The 15026-nt window shown below is 72.8% G+C and carries 16 protein-coding genes; 11 read left to right on the top strand and 5 right to left on the bottom strand.

The window, feature by feature from the left end; genetic code table 11:
- Positions 1–234 precede the first annotated feature (234 nt).
- Complete coding sequence (locus tag SNE206_RS30655) at positions 235–1443, top strand: PucR family transcriptional regulator (protein ID WP_407916791.1); 1209 nt, start codon at positions 235–237, stop codon at positions 1441–1443.
- 195 nt (positions 1444–1638) lie between these two features.
- On the opposite strand, the gene SNE206_RS30650 is transcribed toward SNE206_RS30655, so the two are convergent.
- Positions 1639–2568, bottom strand: a complete 930-nt coding sequence (locus tag SNE206_RS30650; RefSeq protein ID WP_407916790.1) for an NmrA family NAD(P)-binding protein — start codon at positions 2566–2568, stop codon at positions 1639–1641.
- Between the two features lie 107 nt (positions 2569–2675).
- Here SNE206_RS30650 and SNE206_RS30645 point away from each other — a divergent pair, with 107 nt between their 5' ends.
- Positions 2676–3416, top strand: a complete 741-nt coding sequence (locus SNE206_RS30645) for a TetR/AcrR family transcriptional regulator (protein ID WP_407916789.1) — start codon at positions 2676–2678, stop codon at positions 3414–3416.
- A gap of 540 nt (positions 3417–3956) precedes the next feature.
- Here SNE206_RS30645 and SNE206_RS30640 read toward each other — a convergent pair.
- Positions 3957–4868: a LysR family transcriptional regulator gene (locus SNE206_RS30640; protein ID WP_407916788.1), complete on the bottom strand. Its 912-nt coding sequence runs from the start codon at positions 4866–4868 to the stop codon at positions 3957–3959.
- Positions 4869–4982: 114 nt separating this feature from the next.
- Here SNE206_RS30640 and SNE206_RS30635 point away from each other — a divergent pair, with 114 nt between their 5' ends.
- The 9 genes from SNE206_RS30635 to SNE206_RS30595 all read left to right on the top strand — a co-directional run bounded on the left by SNE206_RS30635 (position 4983) and on the right by SNE206_RS30595 (position 12385).
- Positions 4983–5795 carry an inositol monophosphatase family protein gene (locus tag SNE206_RS30635; protein WP_407916787.1) on the top strand — a complete coding sequence of 271 codons (813 nt, stop codon included), beginning with the start codon at positions 4983–4985 and terminating at the stop codon, positions 5793–5795.
- Between the two features lie 59 nt (positions 5796–5854).
- The gene (locus SNE206_RS30630; protein ID WP_407916786.1) at positions 5855–6499 is read left to right on the top strand and encodes an NADPH-dependent F420 reductase; all 645 of its coding nucleotides are present in this window, start codon (positions 5855–5857) and stop codon (positions 6497–6499) included.
- A 564-nt stretch (positions 6500–7063) separates the two neighbouring features.
- Positions 7064–7294 carry a hypothetical protein gene (locus SNE206_RS30625; protein WP_407916785.1) on the top strand — a complete coding sequence of 77 codons (231 nt, stop codon included), beginning with the start codon at positions 7064–7066 and terminating at the stop codon, positions 7292–7294.
- 640 nt (positions 7295–7934) lie between these two features.
- The gene (locus tag SNE206_RS30620) at positions 7935–8300 is read left to right on the top strand and encodes a hypothetical protein (RefSeq protein WP_407916784.1); all 366 of its coding nucleotides are present in this window, start codon (positions 7935–7937) and stop codon (positions 8298–8300) included.
- A gap of 111 nt (positions 8301–8411) precedes the next feature.
- Complete coding sequence (locus SNE206_RS30615) at positions 8412–9533, top strand: NADAR domain-containing protein (RefSeq protein WP_407916783.1); 1122 nt, start codon at positions 8412–8414, stop codon at positions 9531–9533.
- A gap of 116 nt (positions 9534–9649) precedes the next feature.
- Positions 9650–10288 carry a hypothetical protein gene (locus tag SNE206_RS30610; protein WP_407916782.1) on the top strand — a complete coding sequence of 213 codons (639 nt, stop codon included), beginning with the start codon at positions 9650–9652 and terminating at the stop codon, positions 10286–10288.
- Positions 10289–10717: 429 nt separating this feature from the next.
- Entirely contained in the window at positions 10718–11050 is a 333-nt protein-coding gene (locus SNE206_RS30605) for a hypothetical protein (protein ID WP_407916781.1), read from the top strand.
- 84 nt (positions 11051–11134) lie between these two features.
- Positions 11135–11854 (top strand): hypothetical protein, encoded by a 720-nt coding sequence (locus SNE206_RS30600; RefSeq protein ID WP_407916780.1) that lies wholly within the window; start codon positions 11135–11137, stop codon positions 11852–11854.
- 174 nt (positions 11855–12028) lie between these two features.
- A complete protein-coding gene (locus tag SNE206_RS30595) occupies positions 12029–12385 on the top strand; it encodes a DUF6221 family protein (RefSeq protein ID WP_407916801.1) in 357 nt (118 codons plus the stop codon).
- Between the two features lie 303 nt (positions 12386–12688).
- On the opposite strand, the gene SNE206_RS30590 is transcribed toward SNE206_RS30595, so the two are convergent.
- Genes SNE206_RS30590 through SNE206_RS30580 form a run of 3 tightly spaced genes read right to left on the bottom strand, consistent with a single transcriptional unit; the run spans position 12689 to position 14915 of the window.
- Positions 12689–13342 carry a CoA transferase subunit B gene (locus SNE206_RS30590; protein ID WP_407916779.1) on the bottom strand — a complete coding sequence of 218 codons (654 nt, stop codon included), beginning with the start codon at positions 13340–13342 and terminating at the stop codon, positions 12689–12691.
- Positions 13342–14097: a CoA transferase subunit A gene (locus SNE206_RS30585; protein ID WP_407916778.1), complete on the bottom strand. Its 756-nt coding sequence runs from the start codon at positions 14095–14097 to the stop codon at positions 13342–13344. The genes SNE206_RS30590 and SNE206_RS30585 overlap by 1 nt, the downstream gene beginning before the upstream one ends.
- A gap of 14 nt (positions 14098–14111) precedes the next feature.
- Positions 14112–14915: an alpha/beta hydrolase family protein gene (locus SNE206_RS30580; protein WP_407916777.1), complete on the bottom strand. Its 804-nt coding sequence runs from the start codon at positions 14913–14915 to the stop codon at positions 14112–14114.
- Positions 14916–15026 lie beyond the last annotated feature (111 nt).

The raw sequence follows: 15026 nt of genomic DNA, 5'->3' as shown, positions 1-15026 counted from the left end.
AGTCGCCACGCGGGTCCTTCCTTCACGCTCCCCGACACCACGTTCCACCGAACTGCTCGACCGGTTCCACCTGGACGTCGTGCCCGGCGCGGGCCCGCGGGGCGCCCGGTCCACGCGGCGTTCACGATGCCGTCATCGTGTCGCCCGGCGGGCGCCCCCCGAATGGGCCGACCCACAACGCCACCGCCGCCGTTTTGTCGCCGGCGACAACGACACCGGCGCTAGCCTGGAACGATGAGCCGACCGACACCCCCCGCCGAGATCGTCGAGGTGGCCGCCGCCCTGCTGCCCCGCCACCGCGAACTCGGCGAGCGGCTCGCCCGCCGGATGCGCGCCGAGGTCGAGTCGTACGGCAACGAAGCCCTGGTGCCCTTCGAGAGCATCCGCACCTCGTGCATCCGCAACCTCGAACTCATGCTCCGGCACTTCGTGCACACCGGCCCCGCCGACCTCGGGCCGCCGCAGGAGACCGGCCGCATCCGCGCCGAGCAGGGCGTGCCGCTGCCCGAAACCCTGCACGCCTACCGCATCGGCTTCGAGTTCCTGTGGACGGAGATCGTCGCCGAGGCACACACCCACGCCGCCGTCGGCGACGCCATGCTTGTCTCCCTCGCCGCCGAGGTGTGGCGACTCGCCGGGGAGTACTCCGACGCCGTCGCCCGCGCCTACCGCGAGACCACGGCGGCGCTGGTGCTCCAGCGCGAACACGAGCGGTCCGCCCTGGTCGAGGCGCTGTTCAGCGGGGCGATCACCGAGGTCGGCACCGTCGCCGAAGCCGGACGCAGCCTCGGACTGGCCGCCCACGGCCCGTACGCGGTGATCGCCGCGGACGTCCCCGCCCCCGGCCGGGAGGCGCTCCCCGGCATCGAGAACGCCCTGCGGGCCGCCCGCGTCCGCTCCGCCTGGCGGCTTCTGCCCGACCAGCAGATCGGCGTCGCCTCGCTCGCCGAGCCCGGGGGCGAGGGCGACGAGGACGTCCTGCTGCGGCTCCTGCGCAAGCACCCCGTCCGGGTCGGCGTCAGCCCCGCGTACGCCTCGCTCCGCGACACCCCGCAGGCCCTGCGCTTCGCCCGGCTCGCCCTCGGCGGCCTGCGCGGCAAGGCCCGCGGCACCGCCCGCTTCGACGACAGCCCGCTCGCCATGCTCGTCGCCGCCGCCCCGGGCGAGGCCGCCCGGCTCACCCGGGTCGTGCTCGGCCCGCTGCTCGCCCTGCCCCGGGAGGAGCGCGAACGGCTCGTCGAGACGCTGGAACACTGGTTCGCCGCCGGTGGCATGGCCGACGCTGCGGGCGCCCGGCTCTACGTGCACGCCAACACCGTCCGCTACCGGCTGCGCCGCGTAGAGGCGCTCACCGGCCGTTCCCTGCAGAACCCGCGGGATCTCGGAGACTTCGGCGCGGCGCTGCTGGCACTCCACCTCGTGCCGCAGGAAGCGGACACGTGACCTCGGTCGGCCCCGGGCCGGCCCGCCCCGGGGACGGGGCGCTGCTCCATGCAGCCCGGTGCGTACACCCCCACGACCCCCACGGCGCCGGGCCGTTGCTGCACCGCCGCGGCCCGCACCGGCGACCGTCCGCTTCGAACCGATCGCAGCAGCCCGGCCTGCGCGGTTCACCCTGATTTTCGTGCCGGACCCCTGCTACGGGGTGCCGGGCAGCCGGGTGCGCAGCGCGGCGGCGCCGGATTCGGAGAGCCAGTCCGCCAGGGTGCGCAGTCCGGGGTGGATGACCCGCAGTGCCTCGATGTCTGCGTGCCAACGCCGGCCGGAGATCCACTGCTGCCGGGTCTCTGCTATCTCCGGGTGCAGCGCGGCGGCCTCGTCGTGGGTGAGCTGCTCGTAGCGCACCGCGATCCCGGTCGCCGCGCTGATCGCGGCGACGGCCTCGGCCGGTGTCGGGTCGTCACCGGCGAGTTCCAGAGTCCGTCCGGCAAACCGGTCCGGCTGCTCGAAGGCCAGCGCGGCGAACTCGGCGATGTCCTCAAGGGCGATGATCTGGGCGGGCTCGTCCGGCGGGAAGAGATGCCGGTGAACGCCGTCGACGAACCCGTCGAGGCCGATGCCGGACGCCTCCAGGTAGTTCGTCATGAACCGCACCGGGCGCAGCACGGTCACGAGCGGGATCTGCTCGCGCAGGTACTGCTCGATGCGCCGCTTTCCCGGGGCGGCGGGCACGTCGCCCGAGGTCGAGGCGACGCCGGTGAACACCACGTGGCGGACTCCCGTGGCTGCTGCCGCGTCGGCCAGGGCCCGGCCGCGGGCGAACTCGAGTTCCGGGTCGCTCCCGGCAGGCCCGTAGGCCACCGGCGGCACGACGAACAGAGCGGTGGTGCCGTCCAGTGCCGGCGCCAGGCTTGACGGATCGTCGAGGTCGGCGAAGGCCAGCTCGGCTCCTGCGTCCGCGAGTGCCACGGCGGCGGGTGCGGCCTTGTCCCGGACCAGTGCGCGCACCGGTCGGCCGCCGGCCAGGAGCCGGCGTGCGGTTGCGCCGCCCTGCTTGCCGGTGGCGCCGGTCACGGCGACGGGGCCCTGGGCGGGGCCGGTGACGGAACGGGTGGGCCTGGTGGTCATGTCATCCTCCCTTTCCCCGGGGGCGGTTGCCACGGACAAGGTGGTGGACCCGGGGATATCTGGAATACTCAGCCCGGTTGAGCCGGGCGTACAAGGGGTTTCGTGACATGACTGCAGCGACCGGCGACGGCGACCGGGCCGACGCCCGTCGCAACCGGGCCAAGGTGCTGTCCGCCGCCGGCGAGGCGTTCGCCGAGCAGGGACTCGGCGTCCCGATCGGCGAGATCGCACGCCGGGCGGGTGTCGGCGCCGGCACCGTGTACCGGCATTTTCCGAGCAAACAGGCCCTCCTTGAGGCGGTGTTCGCCCAGCATCTGAACGACATGACCACCTCCGGCGAGCAGCGGGCGGCCCGATCCGAGCCCACCGAGGCATTCTTCGGATTCCTGCTGGACGCCGTGGAGAAGTCCCACAAGGGCGGACATCTGTGCGATGTCGCCGCCGTCGACGCGAGCTGGCCGCGCCCGGTGCTCACCGCGTCCGTGCTGCGGTTCCGTCAGGTCCTGACCGCGCTGCTCCACGCTGCGCAGCGGGCCGGCGGTGTCCGTGCCGACATCGACCCCGACGATGTCGTCGCACTCACCGTCGGGTGCGCCTCGATGCTCGCTGCCCACCGCGATCGATCGGCCGGCCTCGGGCTCGTCCGGCTGATCCTGGACGGTCTGCGGCCTTCCGCCGATGTCACGGAACGGCAGGGCTTTCGTGACGGCCCCGGTGCCCGCCGGGAGACCCTCGCGCGCTGCGAGGAGTGCGGGGCTGCGCTCACGGCCCGGCCCACCGGCCGCCCGATACGTTACTGCGGTGCGACCTGCCGGCAGCGGACCCGCCGTCGGCGTCTCGCGGGCTGAAGAGGGCCGGACTCGTGGTCTCCCTCGTGGTCCCCTCACGGACCCGGCCGCCCTGGGCGAACCGGACGAGGGCAGCGGCACCGTCCTCCGCCGGCCGGCCGGGTGGACGGCACACGCGCCGGCCGGTGCGGCCTGCGCGGCGCAGGGTGCGGCATACGTCATGGGTCCACCGGACGGTGAAGGCATCGGACCCGCCGTGACCGTAGGAACGGGCACCGACAGCGCCGCCGACCACCGCCCGGCCCGCACACCCGGCCCGGGGAACGCCGCACCCCGGAGCCCGTCACCGACCGGGCGGGCCACCGCTGGAGCACCGGAGCGCCGGGGCACCCTGCGCCCCGGCCTCGTGGACCGCCCGGCGCCACCGGGCATCACGGCAGGGGAGGGCCTCACGCGTTGCAGTCGGGCAGGAGAACCCCTGTGACACCGAGCCAGGCGCCGGGGGCCGGGCCGCCGGTGGTGCCACGAGGGCGGGCCGCGACCGGGTGGTAGCGCCCTGCGTGCCCGTGCGGATGAGGGGGCGCTGCGCGGGTGGGGTGATCAGGCGGTCGGTGGTGCGAACAGGGCCTGGACGGTTTCGGTGGTCAGGTCCCGCAGCCAGGTGTGGGCGCGGTCGTCGTCGTAGCGCTGGTGCCACAGCAGGTACAGGGGGACGTCGGGCAGCGGGAGTGGCGACGGCAGCGTGACCAGGCCGAGCTGCTGCCGGGCCGCGCGGGTGACCGCGTCGGGGAGGGTGACGACCAGGTCGGTGCCGAGGGCGAGTTGCAGCGCGAGGTCGGCGGTGGGTCCGGCGGCGACGACGCGTCGTTCGAGGCCGCGCGTGGTCAGGGCGTCGTCGATCGGGTCGCGCAGGCTTCCGCGTCGCGAAACGGTGAGGTGTTCGGCGGCCGCGTACCGCTCGGGGCTCGGCGGGCCTTCGGTGAGCGGGTGGCCCGGGCGGACGGCGACGACCAGCCGGTCCCTGCCGACGAGGCGGTGCCGGATGTCGGGGAGCGTCGGAACGCCGGAGCTCGACTCCAGGTCTACCTCGCCCCGGCGCAGCTCGGCGTCGTCCGTGCCGGGTTCGGCCGACAGGCGCAGCCGGACGCCGGGGGCCTGGTGGTGGACGGCGGTGATCAGTGCGGTGCCGCAGGCGGCGGTCAGGGCGTCGTGCCAGCGCACGGTGAACACCCGGTCCAGAGCTGCCAGGTCGAGGCTCTGCTGCGCGGACAGGAGGTGGTGGGCCTGCTGCACGAGGGTGTGGACCTGGGCGCGCATGGCCAGCGCGCGGGTGGTGGGGACCATGCTGCGGCCGGTGCGGATGAGGATCTGGTCCCCGGTGGCTTTGCGGATGCGGCCCAGGGAGCGGCTCATCGCCGGTGCGGTGACGTGGAGGCGGGCCGCGGCGCCGGCGACACTGCCCTCTTCCAGCAGCGCGTCCAGGGCGGTGAGCAGGTTCAGATCCAGTTGCATGGCAGTAACTCTACGAGTGAAAAGCATGCACTTGTTGTTAATCGGCGGGGAGCCTACCTTCGAAGTGCGGGCAAGGCCACGGCCCCCGCACACATCGAACCCAGGGAGCCCTTCATGAGCACAGCCATGTCTTTCGCCGCCGACACGATGCTCCTGTCCGAGGTGACCGCCGCGGTGAAGACCGCCGGCCTCACCCTGCGCGACCGCCACACCCCGCACGCCCGGGGCGTGAGCCTGGACGAGGTCGTCGCCGAGATCCACGCCAACGACGACGCGGTGCTGGACGTGCTGCGGGAGCCGCTGCTGCGGGCCCGGCCGGGATCGCAGTGGGCCGAGGACGAGCTGGCCGGCGGTGCGCTCCCGCCCGGGGAGTGGTGGGTCGTCGACCCCGCCGAGGGCAATATCAACCACGTTCACGGCATGGAGGACTGGGCCGTGACCTCCACTCTGGTCCGCGACAACCGGCCGGTGCTCACCGTCGTCCACCTGCCACTGTCCGGCGACACCTACACCGCTGTCGCCGGCGGCGGTGCCCGCCTCGACGGCCGGCCCCTGAAGGTGTCCGCCAAGACCGATCTGGGCGCCGCGCTCGTCGGCACCGGCCAGGCCAGGCCCGGCGAGGACGAGCGGACCTTCCGGCGGATCGGTGACTCGGTCGCCGACATGCTCGTCAACGGACTGGTCGTGCGCGTGTCCGTTCCCGCCACGATGCAGCTCATCCACGTCGCCGCCGGACGCACGGATGCGTTCTGGCAGTTCTCCGACGTCCGCTCCGGCCTGGTCGCCGGTGCGCTGCTGGTCTCCGAGGCCGGAGGCACCGTCACCGACCTGGCGGGCGAGCCCTGGAACACGGGCAGCCGCGACTTCCTCGCCGCCGCCCCCGGCATCCACGCCGCCGCCCTCAAGGTCCTGGCGCCGACCGCCTGACGGCGAAGCGGCCCGCGCACCCCGTTCTTCCCGTCCGAAACCGCAAGGAGCATCACCTCATGACCAGCATCGGCATCCTGGGCGCCGGCCGCGTCGGCGCCAACCTCGCCCGCAAGCTCTCCGCCGCCGGACATCACGTCACCCTCGGAGTGCGGAACCCGGAGGAGAACGCGGCGGTCCCCGGAAGCACGGGTTCCCGCATCTCCTTCGCCGACCAGCGCGCCACCGCCCGCACCGCGGACATCGTGATCAACGCGACGCCCGGGGACACCTCCCTGGACCGCCTCACCGGCCTGCGTACCGAGCTCGCCGGGAAGATCCTCGTCGATGTCTCCAACGCCACCCTCGACGCCGCCGACGGCCTGCCCCGCGACCTCTGCTACCCGGGCGGCAGCCTCGCCGAGCACCTGCAGACCGCCCTCCCCGACACCCGTGTGGTCAAGACCCTCAACACCATGCTGTTCATGGTCATGACCGCCCCCGAAACCCTGGCCGTCCCGCCGACCGCCTACGTCTCGGGCGACGACCGGAACGCGAAGAAGACCGTCATCGGCCTGCTCGGCGACCTGGGCTGGCAGCCCGGATGGATCGAGGACCTCGGAGACGTCACCACGGCCCGCGCCACCGAAGCCATGATCCTCGTCGTGCCCCACGTCCTGCGCCGACACGGCTTCAGGCCCTTCGCGGTCTCCCTCGCCCGCTGATCCACCTTCGGACCGACACGGCCGCGTCCCGCAGTGTTCGACCGGGTGCACCAAGGAGGCCGCCGTGCTGTCGATGCACACCGGGCCGCACGCGCACGGGCCCGTACGCACCCCGGACACTCCAGCCGGTCCCGCACCGGCGCTCTCCACGAGCTCCAGCACCTCGACGGGGGAGTGCCGGCCCGGACGGCCGTAACGCCACCACACCGGGCCGAAGGGGCCGTGCCCGCCCAGCAGGCCGAGGACGGTGACGACGACCGGGACGGTGTCGTCGTACTCGTGCCGGCCATCCCGCCGTTGTCGTCCCGGTGGACGGTCCGTCAGGCCCCGCTCCAGCACTCCGCGGACAGGCCCGCCACCGTCTCCTGCCGCCCCGCCGGCCCGGCCAGGTGCGGCGTCCGTGGAGCGGGAAGGCCACGGCCGGGAGGGGCAGGCCGCACCGAAGACACGGGCGGCCTCCCCCGGGAACCGCGATGCCCGCGGGAGACGACCTCTTGGATGTCGTCGTGTCGGTGCCGTGCTCGGCCTCCGGCCGTCCACCGCGTTCCCCGAGGGAGGCCGTCCGTGGCTTCGGTGCTGCTGAGTGTCCTGGCAGGCCTGCTGCTGCCCGTCGCCGTCCTCCTGCTGGTCGTCGGCAGAGGGTGGCTCTGGGGTTCCGAGGCGCTGGAACTGCGCTGGCGCCTCCTCTTCGTGGCGGTCCTCGCCGTGCTCCTCCTGATGATCGGCGCGGGACTGTGGAGCGATGCCACCTGCGTCGCCGACTGCGAACCGGTGATGACGCCCGTCTACCCCTGACCGGAACCCGCCCCGGAGTCCAGCGCCCGCTCCGCGCAGCTGAAGCCGAACAGCCGCCCGGACGGCGGCACCCACGGGGTGGCCGACCGCCGCTACGCGCAGGTGTCGAGCATCTCGACCAGCGCGGCCTTCTCGGATTCGGTGGCGCTGAGCCTGTAGACGTACGTGATGTCCGTCCACGCCCGCGAGTATGTGCACCGGTAGGTGACCGCTGGCGGACGCCAGGCGTCCGGCCCCCTTGTCCGCCTTGCTGCGGTTGCTCGCGGCCGAGACCGCCGTTGGCTGCGAGTGTTCCAAGTCGTTGGCGAAGGCCCGGCGCTTCTCGGCTGTCCAGGTGTCCGCCCCGATTGGCGGGGAGCGACATTCCGCGCACGCGATATTCGGAGGGCTTGGGCGTCAGCGAGTCGTAGGGTTGGCGTGCCGGGACAGGCTGGTAGTAGGGGCGAAGCGTGCGGTCCGAGGAACATACCGATGGCCACCACCTCTGGCCGGAAGGGCTCGCCCACGACGTTCTCGACCACGGAGTCAGGCTGCCGGCCGAGTTCATCGACCACGTCGAACGGCGGCGCGAAGCCCCGGACGAGTCGGAGAGGGATGTCGTGTGGTGGCGCGAGAACGCGGCCAGGACGTAGGGCCGGGCATGACCGACAGCCTTCCTCCCGACGTGGCCGACGCGGCCGACGTGCTCGACGTCCTCCTCGACGGCGACGATCCGATCCATCTCGCGCTCCGCGCCCAGGTGTCCCATCTGCGTGTGAGAGAGCGCTGTACGTGCGGGTGCGGCACGGCCTACTTCGAGCTCGACACGGCCGCGGTTCCGCCGGCACCGTCCGGACCGGGCACGGTGGTGGCCGCCGACGCCCGGATCTGCACCGAGAACGGCGACTGCCCCGGCGAAGTCCTGGTCTTCGCCCAGGCCGGCTACCTCTCCTGGCTGGAGGTCTGCTCCTGGAGCGACGACACCGAAGTCACCCTGGCCCTGGCCCGGCGAACGCTGCGCCGCTGACGCCTGCGCACCTGGCAGTGCATGTGCCTGCCGAACGACAGCACCCGTCGCCGATGGCGGCCCGGAGGAAAACCACGGTCTGCTCGGCAGCCACTGCGACACAATCACAGGATGATCGGCAACCGGATCACCCACCGCACGGCGGACGGCGTCCGCATACCCGGAACCTGGCGACACGCCTTCATCCGCAACGGCGGCCACTACTTCCTGACCGACCTCTTCATCTATGCCGACGGGCTCGTCGACTGCTGGGGCCTGGTCACCGTCGAGGAGTTCGAGGAGAAGCTCCGGACCGGCTGGGTGGCCACCAGCCTTCCGGACGGCGCCGAGGCCTCCGCGCACGGCCTGGCGGACTGGAAGTTCAGCGAGCCGCAGAGCTGGATCACCGCTGACCTGCTGGTCGCCGAAGTCCGCGACACCATCGACCAGCTGAACGGGCGGCCCGACTCGACCGGCCGCTGCCTGGCCGTCGTCGACGCCTTCCTCGCCGACCGGACGGAGGAGAACCGGGCCGCGGCCCGTACCGCGTTCCTGGCCGTCCCGGAATCGCAGCGCCGCTACGCGCTGGGCGACATGGACAGCAAGGACCGGCCGCTGCGCGTACTGGTGGCAGGGCCCGGAGGCCGCACCTACCTGCGGGCCGATCCACCCGTCACGCAGGAGGACCACGACAGCGCCCTCGCCTACTTCGAGGAGCGGGCCCGCCGGAGGGCCGAGCGGTCCACGCACGTCCCGACGGACGGACCGGCGGCTGCGCACGCCCCGGCGGTCAAGCTCTACCACTCGTATCCGAACAAGCCGGTGGCCGATCCCGGAAAGCTCGGCCTGCGCAACGACTACCCCGCCCCGATCACCGTGGGGAGGACCAGCTACCCCTCCGTCGCCCACGCCTACTGGGCCCTGTCGGTCGCCCGGCCGGAGACCGGTGCCGCGATCGCGGCGGCGGACACCTCTGCCGCAGCGCGCAGCCTCGCGGCCGACGCACCGCGCCGTGAGGGCTGGGAGCATGCCCGCACCGCCGTCATGACCGGCCTGCTGCGCGCCAAGTACGACCAGCATGCCGAACTGGCCGAGATCCTGATGGCGACGGACGACGCCACCGTGATCTACGACGACATGAACTCGGCCTTCTGGGGCGACAACGCCGGCCGGGGCCGCAACTGGACGGGACGTCTCCTCGAACTCGTCCGCTCCGAACTGCATGCGCGGCGAGCCGGGATCCCCGGCCTGTGACCGGACCGGGCCCGTGACCCTGTCGTGCCGGTCCCGGCGAAGTTGAGCGAGTGCCTCTCTGCAGGTGAGTACGGGTACTCACGTGCGGAGGGGCAGCTTGATCACAGACTTGGCGCATGACACGACGCCCCGCCCTGCCCGGCACGGTTGCCCGCTTCCCGTTCCGCCCGCTGACCACGGTCGCGATGACCGCTCTTGCCGCCCTGTCGCTCGCCGCGTGCGGAACCGGGACGGCAGGCCCCGCCGGACCGGCGAGCACGCCCGCCGGCGCCGTCGGGGCCGGGCCCGGCCTCACCGAGGTACTGGGCATGGTCGAGCAGTCGTGCCCCCCGAGCGCCCCGCCCCAGGGGCCGCCGGCCGGTCCCGCGCACACGCTGCCGCCCGGCGTCGGCGTACCGCCGGACGTCGAGCCCCTCGCCCCCACCGCCGGCCCGGAAGCGGAGCTGAACGCCCGCGACTGGTGCGCCGCCTCCCTCCACGAGGAGCGCATCGCCCAGGCACTCGGAGACCTGACGGACCCCACCCCCGGCAAGGTCAGGACGATCCTCAACCACCTCGGCTACACCGACGACCGCATCCACGACCTGAAGCAGTCCGGCGCGAGCACACGGTTCTTCCTCGACCTGCGCGACAACGGCGGACGGCTCTGCCTGGAAGGCTCGGCAGCCGCCAAGGACACCGTCGTCGACAAGTGCGTGGCCCCACCGTCGGGCCCCTTCACACCCGGAGAGCAGAAGCAGGCACCACCGGCCTGACGTGATCGGCGGGTCCGACCCGTCGCCCGACCACCGGGATCCGCCTGGATCGGGTTCGTGGTGCTGCGGGTGAACCGGCGGGAGCACGGGGCGAACCGGGTCGACCATGGGCCCGGCGGCCACATGATGCTCCCCGCCGGTCGCTGCGTCCGGGCGCCGGACCGCAGCACGGCGCGAGGCCTGCACCGGCGGCCAGGGCAGGGCTGCCTCACGCGTCCGGTCGTCGCTCGTCCGGTCGTCACTCGTCCGGTCGTCGCTGTGCGGTGCTCCCTCGGAAACGGCACCGGAACACCGTCTACGAGGCCACCGCACCGTCTGTCGGTTCGCCGTTCGACCGCCCCCTCCTGGCGGGCGGGATGCGCAGGGAGTGCGGAACCGCGAGGGCGGTCGTGTTGTCCTACAGGCGTGGAGAGACGATCGATCGGCTGCTTGGCGTCGGCGCTGCTGACGGTGTCGGCTGCGCTGATGCTGTTCAGTACGGCCTTCACCGTGGAAGTGGAGGACCCGCTCTTCGTGGGCCTCCATGACAACACCTCCGGTGTCGCGGCGCTGTTCCTGGGGTTTGGTGTGCTGTTGCTGTTCGCCGGAACGGCTGTCGGCATGCGCGCCTCCGGGCGCGGCCGGATCGCAGTCGCCACGGTCGCGGTGACGCTGCTGCTGTTCGGTGTGTTCCGGGCGGCAGTGCTGGCCCCGATGCTGAGCTGCGACGGCAGCCGGATCGCCCAGCAGGCGGACGGCTCGTACACCTGCGTGGACGGCTGAGCCACCCCCTGTCCCGATATTCCCTCACGCACCACCGTTAGCCTGTGGCAGGGACGATGATCATCCACGGGGGAGGACCACCCAATGGACGCCGGGATTCCGCGGCAGCTGCTCGACAGGCTCGACACCCTTCTCGGGCGTCTGCTGCCCGGCTCACCGCTTTCTTCCCCGGCGTGCAGCGCGTCCGCCCAGGAGCACTACGAGTACCTGGAAGCCGCCCGACTGCGCCTGGGTGAAGTGCTGGCCGCCGACCCGGCTCTCACCACCCGCCTCGCCGACGACGTACTGCCGCTGCTCGCCCTGGACGGCAACCTCACCAGCCAGTTGGTCTTCCCGCTGACCGCTGCCCTCGGACGCAGGCCCGTCCTCACCCACCTCGTCGCCCAAGCCCGCACCGGCAGCTGGCAGACCCGCACGAACGCCTGCTCCGCCGCCTACTGGGTCAGCGCATGGCGGCCCACCGCCCACCGCGATGCCATCATCACCGCCACCCGCCAGGGCGCCCTGCCCGTCGAACAGGCCCGCACACTGCTGCAACACGACCGGCAGCACCCCGACTGGCGCCTCCACGACCACATCACCGACCTATGGCCCCACCTCTGGACAGCCGCCGTCGAGGCCTTCGTCCACTGCCGCAACGACGAACTGCGCCAACGCCTCCAGACGGTTTTCCCCCTGGCTCCCGCCCATTACCCGTCCGACCACGGCCCGCTGCTGTACCGGGCCCGACTGATCGCGGAGGAGAAGCCCCACCTCTTCGGCCGGCTCCTGGCTCACCGGACCGGCTACAGCGTCGCGATCTGACCTTCGGCCTTGAGACAGGTCGGTACCTCCTCCTGCATCCTGGAATTGGAGGAAAATCATCTCGTGGACGACCTTCTGAGATTCCTTCACGCCCGCAACGAGGCGGACAACCATGCCTATGCCTACGTGGCGCACTGCTTCGGAGGCGAGGCCCTCCTCGACAGTCACCTGCCGATGCTCGACCTGGTCGATATGCTGGCGCGCGACTACGAGGCCATGGATCCCTCCGATAGCCGCTCCGCTGGACTCAGGTATGCCGTCCGTGTCCTTGCACAGTCCTACGCGGAACATCCCGACTACCGCGAGGAGTGGCGACCCTGGACACCTGAGCCAGCAGAAGGACCTTGCGCGTCACAAGATCAGCGACAGAGCCCATTCGTCCGTACGCAGCTGTGGAGCTCAGGTCGTACGCCCACACCGGTCGCCGTGTTCGCGGTGGCGGCCGGGACGGAGGGCCCGGTGCGGGGCGGTGTGGGCGGGAGCGGTGGTGGCGGTGCACAGGCCGACGGTGCAGGCGGGGGCGAGGAGTAACGGCAGGATCCGGTGGGCGATGGGCGTGGCGGAGCGCACTTGCCCAGAGGGTCGGCGATCGGGCGCCCGGGGTGCCGGCCTTCCGGCGTTCGCACGGGCCGGGCGGCCCAGACCGGTGGCCGGTGGGGCTGTGCGTGCGGGGGGCCGCCCCGGCCGCGAGGCAGGGCAACCTCGGAATGGAGAGTGCGGCCGGGGCGGAGTTCTCGTCCCTGGACCCGGGTGGGTGCGGGGAGTGCCGGCCGGGCCGGTGGCCGGTCGGGATCGTGGGCCACCGGCTCGGCCGGCTGAGGGTGGGGGAGTGGTTCAGGAGGGGACCGGCGCCGGTTCGGCGATCCGGACGGGTGCGGCGGTGGCGGCCAGGACGTCGTCGGGGGTGACGCCGGGGGCGGTCTCGACGAGGACGAGGCCGTCGGGGGTGACGTCGAGGACGGCGAGGTCGGTGATGATGCGGTGGACGCAGGCCTTGCCGGTGAGGGGCAGGGTGCACTCGTCGAGGATCTTGGGGGTGCCGTCCTTGGCGGTGTGGTCCGTCAGGACGATGACGCGGCGGGCGCCGTGGACGAGGTCCATGGCGCCGCCCATGCCCTTGACCATTTTTCCGGGGATCATCCAGTTGGCGAGGTCGCCGGTGGCGGAGACCTGCATGGCGCCGAGGATCGCGGTGTCGATGTGGCCGCCGCGGATCATGCCGAAGGACAGGGCGGAGTCGAAGAAGGCCGCGCCGGGCAGCACGGTGACGGTCTCCTTCCCGGCGTTGATCAGGTCGGGGTCGACCTCGTCCTCGGCCGGGTAGGGGCCGGTGCCCAGGATGCCGTTCTCGGAGTGCAGGACGACGTCGACGCCGGCGGGCAGGAAGTTGGGCACCAGGGTGGGCAGGCCGATGCCGAGGTTGACGTAGGAGCCGTCGGTGAGTTCCTCGGCGGCACGGGCGGCCATCTGATCGCGGGTCCAGGCCATCAGGCGCGCACCGTCCTCTTCTCGATCTGCTTGTTCACGGTCTGGGCGGGGGTGAGGGCGACGATGCGCTGCACGAAGATGCCGGGCAGGTGGATCTCGTCGGGGTCGAGTTCGCCCGGTTCGACGAGGTGCTCGACCTCGGCGATCGTGATCCGGCCGGCCATGGCGGCGAGCGTGTTGAAGTTGCGGGCGGACTTGTTGAAGACGAGGTTGCCGTGCCGGTCGCCGCGTACGGCGTGAACCAGCGCGAAGTCGCAGGTGATGCCGTGCTCCAGCAGGTAGGAGCGGCCGTCGAAGGTGCGCGCCTCCTTCGGCGGCGAGGCCACGGCCACAGAGCCGTCGGGGGCGTAGCGCCAGGGCAGGCCGCCGTCGGCGACCTGGGTGCCGACCCCGGCGGGGGTGTAGAAGGCGGGGATGCCGCATCCTCCGGCGCGCAGGCGTTCGGCGAGGGTGCCCTGGGGGGTGAGTTCGACCTCCAGTTCTCCGGCGAGGTAGCGGCGGGCGAACTCCTTGTTCTCGCCGACGTAGGAGGCGGTGATCCGGGTGATCCGGTCGTCGGCGAGCAGGATGCCGAGGCCTGCGTCGTCGATGCCGCAGTTGTTGGAGACGACGCGCAGGCCGTCGGCGCCATGGGTGTGGAGTGCCTGGACGAGCGTGCCGGGGATGCCGCACAGGCCGAAGCCGCCGACGGCTATCGAGGCGCCGTCACCGATGTCGGCCGTGGCCTCGGCGGCGGAGGAAGCTGTTTTGTCCATCGGGAGCCTTTCGGTCATCGAGAAGTGCGGCGGGCGGTGGCGGTGGCGGTGGTGTCGCCGAGGACGCGGTGGAAGAACGCCGCCACGGCGGCGACGGTCTCGGGGACGGCGGCGGGTTCGCGGCCGGTGTCGCCGAGCAGGACGGAGGCCCGGCCGCCGGCGGCGGTCACCACCTGCGCGAAGCGGACGCCGTGTTCGGCCGGGACGTTCGGATCGTCGGGCCGGTGGACGACGAGCAGGGGGACGTCGTTGCCGGTGGCCAGTGCGATCTCGCTGACCTGGTGCAGGACTTCGGCATCGGGGTGGCGGCGGACGGCGGTGCGCCGGCGTGCATCGGGGTCCGGGGTGAGGTCGGCGCCCCAGCTGCCGGCCACGCCGGCCAGGGCCTGGACACGGGAGCGGGTGTCGACGGTGCCGTAGGCGGCCAGGGCGGCGAGGTGCGCGCCGTCCCCGTGGCCGAAGAGGGCGATCCGGTCGGTGGCCGGGCCGTGCGGGGTGCCGTTGCTGCGCAGCAGGCGTACGAGGGTGCGGACGGTGTGCGGGGCGATGTCGCGGCGCGCGGGACCGAGGGTGCGGACGGCGGCGACGGCGAGGCCGTGTGCGGCCAGGGCGGACGCCCACCGGGCGGTGTGGTGATCGTCGGATCGGGCATGGCCGGAGACGTCGACGACCAGCGGGCAGTGCGTGGTGCTGCCGGTGGGCAGGTGGAGGTCGACGGCGGGGAGGGTGCTGTCGCGCAGGGCGCGCAGGACGTCCCGCTCGACGCGTGCCGGGGCGGGGGAGGTGGGGAGCGCGTCGGGGTCTGCGGTGGTCCGCATGGCTGATCCTCGGGTTTCGTGGGCGCGTGGGGGCGGGCCGTGGGGGGGGGGGGGGCGGGGCGGGGCGGGCGCCGGCGCGCGGGGCGGGGGGGGGGGGGGGGGGGGGGGGGG

It is taken from the genome of Kitasatospora sp. NE20-6, assembly GCF_045862635.1.
The sequence above is the reverse complement of the archived record's forward strand: the minus strand, read 5'-3'. Positions and strand labels throughout refer to the sequence as shown.

Bases quoted from the DNA above. Each gene is read 5' to 3' on its own strand.
- SNE206_RS30655 (WP_407916791.1), top strand. From the start codon at position 235: ATGAGCCGACCGACACCCCCCGCCGAGATCGTCGAGGTGGCCGCCGCC.
- SNE206_RS30650 (WP_407916790.1), bottom strand. From the start codon at position 2,568: ATGACCACCAGGCCCACCCGTTCCGTCACCGGCCCCGCCCAGGGCCCC.
- SNE206_RS30645 (WP_407916789.1), top strand. From the start codon at position 2,676: ATGACTGCAGCGACCGGCGACGGCGACCGGGCCGACGCCCGTCGCAAC.
- SNE206_RS30640 (WP_407916788.1), bottom strand. From the start codon at position 4,868: ATGCAACTGGATCTGAACCTGCTCACCGCCCTGGACGCGCTGCTGGAA.
- SNE206_RS30635 (WP_407916787.1), top strand. From the start codon at position 4,983: ATGAGCACAGCCATGTCTTTCGCCGCCGACACGATGCTCCTGTCCGAG.
- SNE206_RS30630 (WP_407916786.1), top strand. From the start codon at position 5,855: ATGACCAGCATCGGCATCCTGGGCGCCGGCCGCGTCGGCGCCAACCTC.
- SNE206_RS30620 (WP_407916784.1), top strand. From the start codon at position 7,935: ATGACCGACAGCCTTCCTCCCGACGTGGCCGACGCGGCCGACGTGCTC.
- SNE206_RS30615 (WP_407916783.1), top strand. From the start codon at position 8,412: ATGATCGGCAACCGGATCACCCACCGCACGGCGGACGGCGTCCGCATA.
- SNE206_RS30610 (WP_407916782.1), top strand. From the start codon at position 9,650: ATGACACGACGCCCCGCCCTGCCCGGCACGGTTGCCCGCTTCCCGTTC.
- SNE206_RS30600 (WP_407916780.1), top strand. From the start codon at position 11,135: ATGGACGCCGGGATTCCGCGGCAGCTGCTCGACAGGCTCGACACCCTT.
- SNE206_RS30595 (WP_407916801.1), top strand. From the start codon at position 12,029: ATGCTCGACCTGGTCGATATGCTGGCGCGCGACTACGAGGCCATGGAT.
- SNE206_RS30590 (WP_407916779.1), bottom strand. From the start codon at position 13,342: ATGGCCTGGACCCGCGATCAGATGGCCGCCCGTGCCGCCGAGGAACTC.
- SNE206_RS30585 (WP_407916778.1), bottom strand. From the start codon at position 14,097: ATGGACAAAACAGCTTCCTCCGCCGCCGAGGCCACGGCCGACATCGGT.
- SNE206_RS30580 (WP_407916777.1), bottom strand. From the start codon at position 14,915: ATGCGGACCACCGCAGACCCCGACGCGCTCCCCACCTCCCCCGCCCCG.